Source organism: Prosthecobacter fusiformis, from assembly GCF_004364345.1.
GTDB classification, from domain to species: Bacteria; Verrucomicrobiota; Verrucomicrobiia; order Verrucomicrobiales; family Verrucomicrobiaceae; genus Prosthecobacter; species Prosthecobacter fusiformis.
Window position 1 is genome coordinate 192,123 of record NZ_SOCA01000002.1, and the last position, 14,020, is coordinate 206,142.

The window sequence follows — 14,020 nt, forward strand, 5'->3', positions numbered from 1 at the left end:
GCTGCTGGGTCTATAGATCATCCATGAAACGCCGTCTCCTTCTTGCCTGCCTTGCTACTGTCGCCTCTTCCAGTATGGCCCAATCGGTAGCCACACCGACTGCGGCTGAAATCCTGGGTCTAGTTCGACGCAGCTACGCCATGCAGGATCACAAGATGACCGGCAAGCTGAGGGATGAAGATACAGGCAAGGTGGAGCCGCTAGAGCTGACCCTGACAAAATCCGTCATGCGGTTCCGTTTTTCAAATCCCCCTGCAGAAATTATTCACTTGGATCTCACCACCTCCCCCGCCACGCTATGGCAGGTGAAGGCAGGTGGCAGCAGCCAAGTGCCTTTGAAGAATGCGGCGGATTCCGTGCGTGAGATGGACTTCAATTATGAAGATCTTTCTCAGCGGTTCTTGTACTGGAAAGACGTGAAGATGATGAACGCCAATGCCCGCATCACTGCGGCCCGGATCAAATGCTGGCTGGTGCGCGTGACGGCTCCAGATACGAGCGGCCCTTATTATACGGTGGATCTCTGGGTGCACCAGGAAAGCGGTGGCGTGGCCAAGATGGAAGCCTACAACTCCGCCAGTAAATTGGTAAAGCGTTTTGAAGTCATGAAAGTCTGGAAGGTCGGTGAGGCCAGTGCCTTGCGGGAAATGCGAGTACAATCGTTCAATCCTCTGAACGGCGACCGCAAAGGCATGACCTACATGACCATGGATAAACCGGAGAAGCAGTAGTTTTCACTCGCTGGTGACCGCACAGGAGACGGATGAGTCTCCTGTTTTTTGCTCCTTTCTGTAAAACCGCTTGGCACAGCCCCTCAGCATGCTAAGCCAAAAGGCCCCCGTGCCTGACTCGTTCCCTTTTACCCAGCTTTGGTCCCAAGTGCGCCGCAAGTCCTGGATGTGGCTGTTCAGGCGGCAACAGATTGAGGCCGCATCAAAGTGGGTAAAGCTATATTCGAAGGTGAAGGAGGTGACCCTCATCCGTGCGGATGAAATCGAAATGAGCGGGGTGGTGGGGCGCAGTGACCTGACCCATGAAGAACCCCGGTTGCGACTGCGCCTGGCGGCAAATGGAGATCTGCATCTGACGACGGAGTGCACCTGCCATGCCGGCTCCCTCTGCGAGCATGCGGCTGCCTTGATGCTATTTTGTGAAGCGGAAGCCAGCCGTGAATTGATCGAAAAAATGGCCCGTCCTGGGCAGGGAACGGTAGGGGCTGAGGCGCCCAGTGGGACCGCCAGCGGTGCGGATGATGCCCTGCAACTGGACAATGAGCGACCGATGCCGCACCTGCGCCTGCGCCGCATCATGGTGGAGCGGCCACAGGTGAAAATAGGCCGCAGCCAGCCTGTTCAGGTGCAGATGAGCATTGGTGTTGCTGAACTTTTTGTTAGCTATGAGGGCTGCTCACAGCAGTTTCAACTGCCTGGCCGCAATGCAGGTTCACGCTGGAAGGATGCAGAGGGGGCTACTTGGGCGCTCACCCGCAATGTGCGCACGGAAAGGCTGTTCCTCACGGATTTGATGCAGACTAAATTACTGCCCCTGACCCAGGCAATGCCGGATGTGAGCGCCACGGAGCCTCTGTCGGCCTTGTTTTCCATGGGGGACCGGGAGCATTCCCTGCACTGGTCCCAGTTCCTGCGGGATCATGTGCCGCTGCTGTGTGCAGAGGGCTGGCTGGTGGAGGTCCCTGAGGACTTCGGCTTTGGCATCCATGAAGTGGGGGAGGAGGCTTGGTTCACTGAACTGGAGGACGACATTGCCGGACGCGATACGTTTTCACTGGATCTGGGAGTGGATGTCAAAGGCGAGCGCATTTCCTTGGTGCCATTGCTGGTGGACTGCATCGACCGGGGGCTCACACCCGCCGTGCTGGAAGCGAACCTGGATCAAAACTACCTCATCGCCTTGCCTGGGGTAGGAAATCCGGTACTGGCCGTGCCTGCGCGGCGCCTGCTAGTACTGCTTCGTTTCCTGGATGAACTGCTGGCCACGCGCCCTGTGCAAAAAGGCGGTCGGCTGCAACTGGACAAGCTGCGTGCAGCCCAGCTCGCCAGCCTGGATGGTCTGCCGATCCGTGTTCCTGCGGAGCTGGCGGCACTGAAGGAGCGCCTCCAAGGCTTTACCGAAATGTCCCAGGTGCAGCCTCCTGAGGGCCTGCGGGCTTCCTTGCGGCCTTACCAGCAGGAGGGGTTGAGCTGGCTGCAGTTTTTACGCGAATTCGGCCTCCATGGCGTCCTGGCGGATGACATGGGACTGGGCAAGACTTTGCAGACCCTGGCGCATCTGCTTTTGGAAAAGGAGGCTGGTCGCATGGACCGCCCGTGCCTGATCCTGGCACCCACCTCGGTGCTGAGAAACTGGGCCCGTGAGGCCGCCAAGTTTGCTCCGGCATTGCGTGTGCTTTTGCTGCATGGCGAGGAGCGGCGCAGTGAATTCCGCCGCATCGGCCGGTATGATCTCATCATCACCTCCTATCCACTGCTGGTGCGGGATGCGGAGTCTCTGCGCCCCATCGAATGGCACATCGTGGCGCTGGATGAGGCCCAGCACATCAAGAACCCGAAGAGCAAGGTGGCCCAAGTTTGTGGCACGCTGAAGAGCCGGCATCGCCTGTGCCTGACCGGCACCCCCATTGAAAATCATCTCGGGGAGTTGTGGAGCTTGTTTCAATTTTTAATGCCGGGCATCCTCGGGGATGCGGATAGCTTCCGCAGCTTTTATCGAAATCCCATTGAGCGGGATGCTGACTCAGAACGTCAGCAGCAGCTCGCTGCGCGTCTGCAACCGCTGCTCCTACGCCGAACCAAAAGTGCGGTAGCCAAGGACCTGCCGCCGAAGACGGAGATCCTGCACACCATTGAGTTAGGCAAGGCGCAGACGGATCTTTATGAAACCATCCGCGCAGCCATGGACCAGCGGGTGAAAGAAGCCATCAATGCCCAGGGGTTGGACCGCAGCCAGATCATCGTGCTGGATGCGCTGTTGAAGCTCCGGCAGGTGTGTTGCCACCCGCAGCTCCTTAAAATCGAAGCTGCCCAAAAATTGGCCGAATCGGCCAAGACCGCCTTTTTGATGGAGGATCTGTTACCGGAGCTCATTGATGAACGACATCGGGTACTTATCTTTTCCCAGTTTACCCAGATGCTGGCCATCATTGAGGCTGCCTTGAAGGAGGCACGGATCCCCTTTGTGAAACTGACTGGGGAAACCAAGGACCGGGAGACCCCTATGCGCCGTTTCCAGGCCGGGCAGGTGCCTGTATTCCTCATCAGCCTGAAGGCAGGCGGCTCCGGGTTGAACCTCACCACTGCGGATACGGTCATCCACTATGATCCTTGGTGGAATCCGGCGGCAGAGGCGCAGGCCAGTGACCGGGCACACCGTATCGGCCAGACAAAACCGGTCTTCATTCACAAGCTCATCTGCCAGGGCACCATTGAGGAGCGCATCGTGGAGATGCAAAAGACCAAGGCTGCTCTCATTGAAGGCCTGCTATCGGGCCGAACGGAAAAACTGCGCCTGACCCAGGACGATATTCAGCGGCTTTTGGAAGCGTGAAGAGGTTTACCTTTTTGCTGGTCGTTTTCTCTCCCTTTGGATAAAAGGTGATGATGATCGAAATCGAAGTTTATGCCCCTGGTCTCCGTGCGGAGTCCAGACTGCTGGAATTGCGCGGCCAGATGGACCTGATTCCCCAGGTGCGTTACAAGGTGGATACCCACCATGAACTCGTTTATTTCGAACTGGACGAACCCACCGAGGTCTCCATGAAAGATGTCATGGAGGTATTTACCAACATCGGTTTGCAGCCGCGCCTCGTCGGTCAGGTTCCTGAGGAACTGGTCTGAAAAAGTCCTCTGTCTGCTTGCGCCGTTGTTGGACGGTGCAAGTCAATCAATGGCTCGGGAAACGCCTACCTCCTCACGCCAGGAGGCGGATTGGTGATGGCCTTTGGCGTATTGCTACGGCGGAACATGCGTGAGAAAAATCCGCCTTTGCTTTGGGCTTCCAGTTCCAGGACTTCCTTGTCATGGCTGAGGCGTGCAGTTTCTACGTCCACACTTTCAGGGAAGCGTTCAGCGGCATCGGCACCCACCTGCGTGCGGTAGTCCTCACCCAAAGAGGTGCTGCGTAACTGGGCATTGTCATGCACGACCTGAGGCTGGATGAAGATGATCAATTCGCTGCGCGTGTTGCTATCCTTCGTGTCCTTGAAGAGATTGCCGACGCCAGGGATACGGCTCAGGAATGGGACGCCGTTGGTAGCTTTATCACTCTTTTCAGAGATGAGGCCCCCCAGCACGATGGTATTGCGGTCGGGTACGGTCACTGAAGTGACGATCTGCTCCGTGCCGATGATGGGGATAAGGTTGGGCTCCACCAACTGCGTGCCGATGACGGTGTCATTGACCTGGGCGATGGTCAGTGTGACCTCACCATCCACGTTGATGAGCGGTACCACTTCCAGTTTCAGCACCACATCGCGATACACCACAGTTGTGGTGACGTTGTTTCCATTATTGTTACCGTTGGTGTTGGTCGTGGATTCAGAGGGGACAGGAATGAGCTGCCCGGAGGTGATGGTGGCCTTTTTATTGTTCAGTGCAAAGATGCTGGGGCGTGAGAGAACCTTGAAGCGGTTCGTGCTCTCCAGGGCGGTGACAAAGATATCCAGGCTGTCCCCAATAGCTCCATAGAGATTGAGCCCGGCCGCAGGGCCAAAGGCATTGGTGATGACGTTGTTTCGCAGGTCGCCGATGGCTCCGGCTGTGGTTGCGGTCCCCAAGATGTCCTGACGGGTGAAGATGCTGCCCGCGCTGAAATTTGTGCCGTTTCTGTTGGTCAGAGCGCTCAGATAATCCACACCAAATTCAAAACCATCACCCAGCGTGAGCTGGCCGATGACGGTGGAAAGGTAAACCTGAGCCGGTTTGCGGTCGAGCTTGTCCAGCAGACCATTCACCTTGTCGATGGCTTCTTTGCGGCCCATCACCAGGATGGAATTCGCCATCGGATCTGCAACTACACGCGTTTTGCCGACTAAAACTGAGATGGGTGCATTGTCCTCGCTCGGCCCCTGGATCAGGTCAGCGCGGGAGGATCCTGCGCTAGTGGCTGAGGCGGTCTCATCGGTGGAGGTGCTGCCGCTGGTGGTCAGCACCTGGCCACCACGGGTGCCTGTGGTGGTGCGCCCGGTCAGCAGCTGGCTGCTGCTGGAGGCCAGGGGCTGGGTGCGCTGTTGCTGAATGGTGCCACCACCAGGGAGCTGGACGGTGCCTCCGCTGTTTGTGTCCTGGAGCAGGTCCGTGATGGCACTGAGGACGTCCACTGCGGCTGCATATTTCAGCTTCCTCTCATAAGGCTCATCCACCTGGAGGGGCTTGTCGAATTCTGAAATCAAGCTGGCGATGTACGCATAATCAGCCGGGGAGGAGACCACCAGGATCTGATTGAGCCGGGTATCCGCCACCACTTGAGCGGAAGGCACGGGTGCCAGCATACTGACCTGTCCGTTCTGATTGTTTTGATTGTTAGCTGATTGCTGGCGTGCGGGTTCCTCTTTGCGCTCTTCCCGATTACCCCGACCATCGCTGGTGACGTTTCCGCGGATGGTATTGACACCCTTGGTCTCCTTCTCCTGGGCCTGGGCATTGAGTGTGGCCTGGATGATCTGGGCTATGGTCGCTGCTTCGGCGTATTCAATCGGGATGAATTTAGTGACGAGGGAGGAGCCTGTATCCCCCACATCAATCGCTTCGCGGATGCTGATGAGCTGCTTAATCACGGTGCTGCTCTCCGTGAGAAGCAGACCTGGAGGCGTGAGCACCGGCGTGATGCGACCATAGACACTGAGGCCGACATGACCGGAGAACATGGCGGCCGCCTCTTCTGGATCAATGAAGTCCAGCTTCATAAAGTAGGTGACGATGGTCTCCCCATCTGGCAGGTCCAGGGCTGAGGTATAAAAGCGCACACCGTGGGAAAACTGGACCGCATTGGCGCTCTGGTTGCGCGCGGGCAGGATACGGGCGCTTTTGCCATCCGGCTCCATGACGATGGCATAACCATTGGTTAACAAGGTGGCCTCGATGAGCTTCACCGCTTCATCTTTGGTGACGGCTCTGGGCGTGGCCAGGCTGACCGCAGCACCATCGGTGAAGATGTTCGTGTCTTTGATCAGCGTGATGTTAGTCAGCAGTTCATAGATGCTGAGCATGTCCGCCACGGGGTTATTTGGAAATTGGAGGACAATCTTGTCCCCCTCCATACGGATGGTCTGGGCCAGCGTGCTCTGGATGTTTTCGCCACCAGGTCCCATGCCTCCAGGGGGACCACCCATGGTGCCGCCAAAACCCGGGCCGCCAAATCCGGGTCCACCTTCGCCACCACGGCGACGTCCTCCAAATCCACCTGGGCCGCGCCCTTCTGGGCCACCTGGTGGGCGTGCCCCGTCTGCCGGCGGGGCAGGGGCATCAGGGCTGGGCGCTGGCTCAGCGCTCGCATTATTGGGGGCTTCAGGTGGTGGTAGAGCCGCCTCATCCTGCGCACGCATGGAGCAGGGAATGAACAGGAGTGTGCTCAGTGATAGGATGTGGAGAGGGCGGAGCCGGGAAAAAAACATGAAGGGATGGCTGGGAAAAGGGATGGGGGAGGCTGGTTGGGAGGCTGTTACTTGCCGCCTTTGTCCTCTTTTTCGATTCGTTCGAATTCTTTGCGGATGATATTGCTCCGCTCTTCTGGAGGAGCGTTGCGGAATTTTTCGTCGCTAAATTTAGAGCGCATGGTTTCGCGCAATTTTTCACGGCCCTTTTCAGAAAGGGATTCATAGCGCTTGCGATCCTCCTCAGACGGGCCTCGTGGCCCGCCTTTGTAGCGGTCGCCTCCAGGCGGGCCTCCGCGCTCACCACGGTCCTTTTCAGGCTTGCCGTCTGGCTTCATGTCTTTAGCTGTCAGTGCGGCATATCGGACGCTGACAGTTTCCCCACCAATGGTGATGCGGGCCTGGCTGCGGGTGATGTCCGGCGCAGGTGAGGCCTCCTGAAGAGTCCAGCCCTGAAAATTTGGCTCCGTGCTGACGATGTGAGATTCTTTCGTCTCCAAGTTAAAGACCGTGGCCACGGGTTTACCATCAAAGTAGGCTAGCCCCGTGAGCACGAGGTTATCCGACATGTTCACCATCCGCGTGAAGGGTGAGCTGGTGACGACAGGGGAGAGCGTATTGGGATCGAACGGCTGAGGCAGGTCTGGATCCGGCTCGGCGGAAATAGCCACCATAGCATGCATCAAAAGGCCAAGAGGCAGGAGAAGGAAAGTTTTCATGGGCTAAGGGGGTTAAAGGCCTGTCTCAGGTTTGAACCACCGTGCAACGGTCAGGTTGCACACCACTTGCGGCGTCTTTTCGCGGGAGCGGGTATCCATCTCCAAATCCAACAGCCGGATAGCCTGAAATTTCTCCGGTGACTGCATGGTAGAAAGCCAGCGCAAAACCGTGATCTGGTCCCCTCTCAGCCGCATGGAGACAGTGACTTCACGGTAGTTTTCATTGGGAGCTGCCAGTGGTGGCAGCGTGGGTTGCTCAGAGATAATGCCGTATTCCAGCGCCTGGTTTTGCAGATCTTCCAGTAACTGCCCCTGGGCACGTCCCAGGCTTTCGGTCACTGGCATTTTCTCGATCAACCAAGCCCGGCGTTTTTCCCAAAAGGCACGGTCGGCCATCCAGGTATCATTTTCACTTTTCTGCACCTGCAAGGCAGAGATTTTTTGCAATGCCGTACTGCGCCGCTGCATGAATTCATTGGCCAGGATGGCGAACCCCATGAAAACGAGCACACCTACACAGCCGAGCAGGAGGTTCTTTTCACGGGGGGTTAGTTTTTGAGCCATGGGTAGGAAAGGTTAAGGGTGGGCGGGCTCAGATTACTGGAGCTTTCCCTGGGCGCGGAACTGGGCAGTCTTTTCACGCACGGTAGGTTGGGGCTTGCTCCATACATATTGGCCCAGAACTTTGTGTTTTTGCAGGTCTTCCACAAACTGAACGGCGACCTGCGCGTCCCGTGCCTCACCGCGGATATCGATCTCGGTGTCTTTGACCTCGAACTCACGAATGACGATCCCACTCGGCGGCATGAGTTTAGTGACCTCGGCCAGCAGGACCATAGGGTAACGTCTTGGCTCGATGGCAGGTGCGAGCGCTTTCCATCGGTCCACCGTCTTTTTCACCTGCATGGCAGGTTCTGCCGTGGCTTCCACGGCGGCGACCAGCTCTGCTGCCGTGGCTTCCTGCATGCGCAGATAGGCGTAGGAAACAAACGCCAGGGCGATGAAAAGCAAAACGCCCAGGATGCCAAAACGCATCAATTTACTGCGCCGTGCGGTACTGTTCTGCGCCAGGCGGACGGACGTTGGCAACAGGCGCGGCCACGTGCGGGTATCCAATTCTGCATTTGGCGGCAGGTGGGGTACTAGCCTCACAGTCAGACCGGTCAGGCTGGTGAGCGTTTCCGCCGTTTCATCGTTCCATGAAGTACCTGCCAGAGCGATGCCAGAAATGCCACCGACCCCCAGATCCTGTTCCAGGGCTAAACGGGAAATCAGGATTTCCTGCGCAATCTCATCCATGGAGGCAGTGGCCGGCGCGAAAAGATGGCTGTGATAAAGCTTCCCCTGATAATTGGCAGCCAGCACCAGAGAACCATGCTCCTCAGTGATCAACACATGGCCGTTCGGCAGCGTCAGCAGACGCAGGGCAGACGTATAGTCCGAGGCCTGCGGTAGTGCCAGATCCTGTGGAAAGGGCTCGGCCAGGATATCTACACTGACCGTCGCCACGGAGGCGTTTTGAGTGAGCAGATGCCAGCGAAAATTACGCTGATCTCCGCCCTCCAGTTTCAGGCCCTTGCGGTCCATCTGGGTGATGATGATCTGCTCCAAAATTTCATGGTCAGCATTCGGCAGCACCAAGCCCACCGTGCGGCATGCGGAAGCCGGCAGGCCAACGATCAGCGGCTTTCCCTGGCTGGAGACTGAGGCGGGCGTTTCCACAGACTCGCCACCGGTTGCACTCCTTGGTTTCCAAACACGCCAGGTGGCATCAGGGGAGGGCAAAAGGAGTGTGGTGGCTGCAAACGACATGCGGTATTCTTTCAACGTCGGCTTTGAGGGGAAGTTGCGGGGGAAAGTGATCTTCCGTTGATACCGTAAAATCAGCGGTGGGACAGATGGAATCATCCCGCCACGCCCAACCTTGTTATTCCTCCAACCGAGCGAGGTAGGTCAAAGAACGGTCATCACCACGCCGCGCGATGATGATGATCTGCGCCCGCTTTTCCCCTACATAACCGGTGCTGGTGATCCGGCGTAAATCATCGTCACTGGTCAGGATGCTGCCCATGCTGCGTGCCTGGTCGCCCGTGATGCCGAGCATGCGAAATGCTTCACCATCCGAGATGCGCTGGTCATCCTCCGTTCCCGCGATGCCATCCGGCCCGTCCCGGCGGCTGATGTAACTGTCCACATCTGTCTCCGAAGCTCCAGATACGGCAATGAGCGTTTCTTTAAATGCCGTGCGCAGATCAATAGTTCCATCCCCATACACGCTGAAAAATTCACGCCAGTCCGGCTTCAGGCGATCCACCATGCCCATGCCACGCACCAGAAGCATTTCATCCACGTTGATGAAACCTTTCTGGCGCGGCAGCTCAAAGACGCCCTGGCTTTCGTAAAAGGCAGTCTCAGCACCATTGCTGCGCACTTCATCATTGTTATCCACCCAGTCAGCCAGGGATTCACTGGCGATGCTGGCTTCATCACTGTTCAGTCCCCACCTGACAAAGAGCTCATAAACCGCCTCCCTCAGACGTTCATCCGTGATGAAATTGATGGGGATGCGGGCCCCTTCATAATTGATGACCACATCGAAGCCGCTGTCGGGACCGATCTTCTGCTTCAGCACCTTGTCCCCGCGCCGGGCATTGGGATGAAGTCCCACCGCCAGCCCGCTTTCCGCCAGATGCAACGCACGAAATTCGGCTGAGGCCAGCACTGCCTCTTCCGCACTGTAGCGGATGTATTCCACCACCCCCATCACAGTGACAGACATAAGCAACAGCGCCCACACCATCAGCATCAGTGCTGAGCCTGAACGATGGGGCAATCTTGTCGCGCTATGGACGCCATCGGCATTCACAGGTGAATCATAAAACAAAAGCGTCTTCATTTCTTCTCCTCCCCTCCGCCATCTTGTTCACCGCGTCCGCCAGCCTGATTGCCGCCGCCCCGGTTGTTTTGATTGCTTTGAGTGCTTTGATTTGCAGATGAAGTGCTAGTGCTGCTGCTGCGCGTGCTGGCTGCGATGATGGTGATCGTCGGCACGCTGTACACCATGCGGATGGGAGTGGTTCGGTCCTTCATCACAAGCTGCACCTCAATGAGCGCCGGCCACTCGCTGTCGTCCCATTCCTCCAGCCAAGTATCGTCATCCTCCTTGTAAAAGCGCCATTTGAGCTGCACCACATCCGGCAGCAGCGGCATCCAGTAGCGGCCCTGCTCATCCGGTGCACTCAAACCGGATGTCTCCTGGCGCAGAGCCATGCCGCTGTCACTCTGGGGGATCAGGTCGTCGCGGGAAAGGCTCAGGTATTGGAGCAGGAGGCCGTTGGCATCCGTGGCACCGTTCGGGTCAGGCCGCAGTCCCAGGATGGTATCCTCATAAGAAATGGGGTTGATCCCAAAGCTGAAACAGTGAGTGGATCCACTGATCGTCAGTTCCTGTCCCGAGGAGGTGGGATTGTTCGGATCCAGTGCTGTCAGCGTCAGGGTTGCCGTACTGGGAAGGGTGGTAAAAGCCTTGCGGCAGATGTCCAGGAAACGGTTGATGGAATCATTCTCCCGCTGGAGCTGCTCCACCTGGCTCGCCGCACGCACGCTTCCTTGGATAATGGAAAAAAGTGTCCCGGTGATCATCCCGAGGATGGTCAGGGCGATGACCACTTCCATCAGGCTGAATCCCGGCAGGAGGCTTCCAGGACAGTTTTTATTTGGTGGCAGGTTTATAAACATACACGTCCACACTTTCCTCCTGTTGGTCGTTGCCAGCCACAAAGGTGGCCACGATTTTGAGGTTGTATAAATCTTCCAAAATCTCTCCCCGTGTTGTGGTCAGGGCCACCCGTTCCACAGCGCTTGTATACGTCACGCCTATGGCGACGTCCGTGTAAGTAGTGGACATCTCATTGAGCGGCTTCCGCCTCACTTCCTCCAAAAAGGATCTCATGCCGATGCGCACCCGTTGGTCCTTGTTCAGGATATTGGCCACCTCCATGGAGGTATTCAGTGCCCGTGCCAGCCCCAGGACACCGATGGCAAACATCGATAGAGCAATCACCAGTTCAAGCAGGATATAGCCCCCTGGAACTCGCACTTGAGCGTCAGATCGGCGCACGCTAAAACTCCGTTTCATCGCAGATCAATGGCCTCCCTGATGATGTCAGCCGTCAGTGCGCCGAACTCCACATCAAAGACGGCACTTGGTTGCTCCAGATGCAGCTTCAGCGGCTGGCAAATACCGCTTGGTTGAAAGACCCACAGTTTCACCATCTCCCCCTCAACGAAGGTCTCTTCTAGATCCTGCCAAAATTTGAGCCGGTATTGCACATCTGGTGCCAGACTATAGTGCTCCTCCCAGTTATCGTCCAGTTTGGGTCCCGCAGGTGCCAGGGGCAGGTCAGTCTTGCTGGTTTCGCCAGCCCCGGCATCCAGGTCGGCATCATTATCGTCTGCATTCGGATTGAGCCGATACACCCCGCTTTCGCCTTGCTGGAGAAAAGTCGTCAGTTCCGCCAGTTGCAAATACGGGCTGAAATAGCGCGAGGCCACAAACCCGCCCGGGTAAAAAGCCACCTGATAAGGTCGCTTCTCCCTCATGGCCCGGATACGCGCCTCCTTGGCCAGCCGAGCCAGTTCAATGATCGGCTCCCGCGCCTGTTGCTCCTCCCGCAACCCCTTGAACATCGGCACCGCACCTGCCGCAATGACGATGATGATCGTCAACGAGATGACGATTTCAACCAGGGTGAAACCACGGTTGAATGAGGAATGGCGAACAAGGCACGGCAAAGCCCCGGAATGATCCGGCTTTGTGCAGTTCTTGATCCTGGATTTGCCATTCTTCATTCTGGATGGTTCTGGGGCCATTACTTCCAACCCCGTACATCATCATCGGTTTCATCCAATTTGTCGGGCACGGGGATCGGCTTAACTCACTTCGTCGCGCCAGCCTTCCAGTTACCCACATCGTCTTCATTGCCGTCCACTCCGTCTTTGCCAACGGACCAGACGTCATAAGCCTTTTTGGATTTCTGGGCTGGATAGCGATACTTGTATTCCTGTCCCCATGGATCTTTGGGCACTTCTTCCATGAGTGCCGTCCATTTTTCTGGAAGCGGCTCAGTGGTGGGTTTTTCCACGAGCGCTTTCAGCCCCTGGTCCGTGGTCGGCGGGCGCATATTGCGGGCTTCATAAAGCTGGATCTGGGTCATGATGTTTTGCAGATCTCCGTCCACCCGGGTTTCCTTGGCCACATCCACGTTACCTTTCAGCATGTAGATGGAACCGGCGGCCAGGATAGAAATGATCGTCAGCACGATAACGATCTCGATCAGGGTGAAGGCGTGGCGCGGGAGGCGTTGGAGTTGGCGTGGGATGTTCATGGTATTGGATGAAACTGAATGAGATATGAGACTTTAAAAAGATGAAACCGTTGAGTGTAGGACCTCACACCCGGCTCTTGATGCCGTTTACAGATTGGAAAACGGCCGAAATGATGGAGTATGCCACCACCCCGACAATGACGGCCATGAAGACAATGATGATGGGGGAGATGAGCGCAGTCATACGCTTGATACGCTTATCCAGCTCTTTGTCGTAACGCGCAGCGGCCTTCTCCAGGGAACGGCCCAGCATCCCGGTCTGCTCACCCACGGCGATCATGTCAATGAGTGTCATGGGAAAGTGGGATACCTTTTTGAGGGAATTTGAAAGCGCACCGCCTTCGGCCACCAAGCCTGTTACCTTGGCCAGCAGGGACTGAATATACACATTCGCGGAGATTTTCGATACCAGACGGATGCTGTTAAGCAGCGGAACTCCATTCCCCACCAAGCTGCCCATGGAGTGGGCGAACTGGGCATAAAACCGGGTGGCGATCACCGGTCCAAAAAGTGGCAGCTTCAAACGCGTCTCATGCCACCACATCAGCCCCTTCGGAGTAGCCACATACGCTTTAAACGAAAGCGAAACAGTGATGATCACCGTCAGCATCAACCACCACCACTGAGCCAAAAAGTTGTTAAAGCTGATGAGCATCTGCGTGGCAAACGGCAGCTTTTGACCGCTCTTGGCCAGCAGGTCCGTGATCTGCGGAACCATCACCGTCATGAATACAATCATCAGGACAATGCATGCACCGATAAGGAAGGCCGGATAGATCATGGCCGAAGTCACCTTGGCCTGAAGCTCCGCCATGACCACAAGGTTCTGCGCTAGCCGTCGCAGGATTTCGGGAAGCGAGCCGCTCACTTCACCGGCCGCGACGAGGTTGCAATACAACTCGTCAAAACTGGGCGAGGCTTTCTTCAACGCCTTGGACACTGAGGAACCCTCACGCAACTGGTCCCGCAAAATGGCCGAGACACGGCGCAGGCCCACGTCTTCTTGGCGCTCCGCAATGACCCTCAGCGCTTGGTCGATCTGCAACCCGCCATCGAGCATGTCTGCCAGCTCTTCGGTGAAAAGAATGATCTGCGCTCGTTTCAGTCGTACTGGCTGATTATCCAAAGTTTTGGCCGCCGTCTCCGCCGCCGACTTTGCGGATTTCGCTTCCTCCGCCACCTTCACCGGCGTCAGTGCCTGCGCTTCAAGCTTGCGAAAGGCCTCCGCCTTGGACCCCACAGCAAGGCTACCCGTAACGGTCTGGCCGGTGGCGTTTAAAGCAGTATAGGAGAAGGAAGGCATGAGG

General features: G+C 56.8%; 13 protein-coding genes. 3 read left to right on the forward strand and 10 right to left on the reverse strand.

All coding sequences use genetic code 11. The features are described from left to right. Positions 1 to 23 precede the first annotated feature (23 nt). The 3 genes from EI77_RS06760 (at position 24) to EI77_RS06770 (ending at position 3,854) form a co-directional block, all read left to right on the forward strand. On the forward strand, positions 24 to 731 hold the full coding sequence (locus EI77_RS06760) for an outer membrane lipoprotein-sorting protein (protein ID WP_133794030.1): 708 nt from the start codon (positions 24 to 26) through the stop codon (positions 729 to 731). 109 nt (positions 732 to 840) lie between these two features. After that, positions 841 to 3,564, forward strand: a complete 2,724-nt coding sequence (locus EI77_RS06765) for a DEAD/DEAH box helicase (RefSeq protein WP_166647089.1) — start codon at positions 841 to 843, stop codon at positions 3,562 to 3,564. A gap of 50 nt (positions 3,565 to 3,614) precedes the next feature. Then, positions 3,615 to 3,854: a hypothetical protein gene (locus EI77_RS06770; protein WP_133794032.1), complete on the forward strand. Its 240-nt coding sequence runs from the start codon at positions 3,615 to 3,617 to the stop codon at positions 3,852 to 3,854. 65 nt (positions 3,855 to 3,919) lie between these two features. On the opposite strand, the gene EI77_RS06775 is transcribed toward EI77_RS06770, so the two are convergent. From EI77_RS06775 to EI77_RS06820, 10 genes are all read right to left on the reverse strand, one after another. Next, positions 3,920 to 6,628, reverse strand: coding sequence for a secretin N-terminal domain-containing protein (locus EI77_RS06775; protein ID WP_133794033.1), 2,709 nt, complete (start codon positions 6,626 to 6,628; stop codon positions 3,920 to 3,922). Positions 6,629 to 6,675: 47 nt separating this feature from the next. Beyond that, a complete protein-coding gene (locus EI77_RS06780; protein ID WP_133794034.1) occupies positions 6,676 to 7,326 on the reverse strand; it encodes a hypothetical protein in 651 nt (216 codons plus the stop codon). Positions 7,327 to 7,338: 12 nt separating this feature from the next. Beyond that, on the reverse strand, positions 7,339 to 7,890 hold the full coding sequence (locus tag EI77_RS06785) for a hypothetical protein (RefSeq protein ID WP_133794035.1): 552 nt from the start codon (positions 7,888 to 7,890) through the stop codon (positions 7,339 to 7,341). A gap of 33 nt (positions 7,891 to 7,923) precedes the next feature. Continuing rightward, entirely contained in the window at positions 7,924 to 9,234 is a 1,311-nt protein-coding gene (locus EI77_RS06790; protein WP_133794036.1) for a PilN domain-containing protein, read from the reverse strand. 19 nt (positions 9,235 to 9,253) lie between these two features. After that, positions 9,254 to 10,222 carry a type II secretion system minor pseudopilin gene (locus EI77_RS06795; RefSeq protein ID WP_133794037.1) on the reverse strand — a complete coding sequence of 323 codons (969 nt, stop codon included), beginning with the start codon at positions 10,220 to 10,222 and terminating at the stop codon, positions 9,254 to 9,256. Next, a complete protein-coding gene (locus EI77_RS06800; protein WP_133794038.1) occupies positions 10,219 to 11,064 on the reverse strand; it encodes a prepilin-type N-terminal cleavage/methylation domain-containing protein in 846 nt (281 codons plus the stop codon). Before EI77_RS06800 ends, EI77_RS06795 begins: the two co-directional genes overlap by 4 nt. Next, complete coding sequence (locus tag EI77_RS06805) at positions 11,039 to 11,446, reverse strand: type IV pilus modification PilV family protein (RefSeq protein ID WP_133794039.1); 408 nt, start codon at positions 11,444 to 11,446, stop codon at positions 11,039 to 11,041. The genes EI77_RS06800 and EI77_RS06805 overlap by 26 nt, the downstream gene beginning before the upstream one ends. Positions 11,447 to 11,460: 14 nt before the next feature. Next, positions 11,461 to 12,120 (reverse strand): pilus assembly FimT family protein, encoded by a 660-nt coding sequence (locus tag EI77_RS06810; RefSeq protein WP_166647090.1) that lies wholly within the window; start codon positions 12,118 to 12,120, stop codon positions 11,461 to 11,463. 143 nt (positions 12,121 to 12,263) lie between these two features. Next, positions 12,264 to 12,713, reverse strand: coding sequence for a type II secretion system major pseudopilin GspG (gspG, locus tag EI77_RS06815; protein WP_133794041.1), 450 nt, complete (start codon positions 12,711 to 12,713; stop codon positions 12,264 to 12,266). Positions 12,714 to 12,777: 64 nt separating this feature from the next. Then, on the reverse strand, positions 12,778 to 14,016 hold the full coding sequence (locus EI77_RS06820; protein ID WP_133794042.1) for a type II secretion system F family protein: 1,239 nt from the start codon (positions 14,014 to 14,016) through the stop codon (positions 12,778 to 12,780). Positions 14,017 to 14,020: the final 4 nt, after the last annotated feature.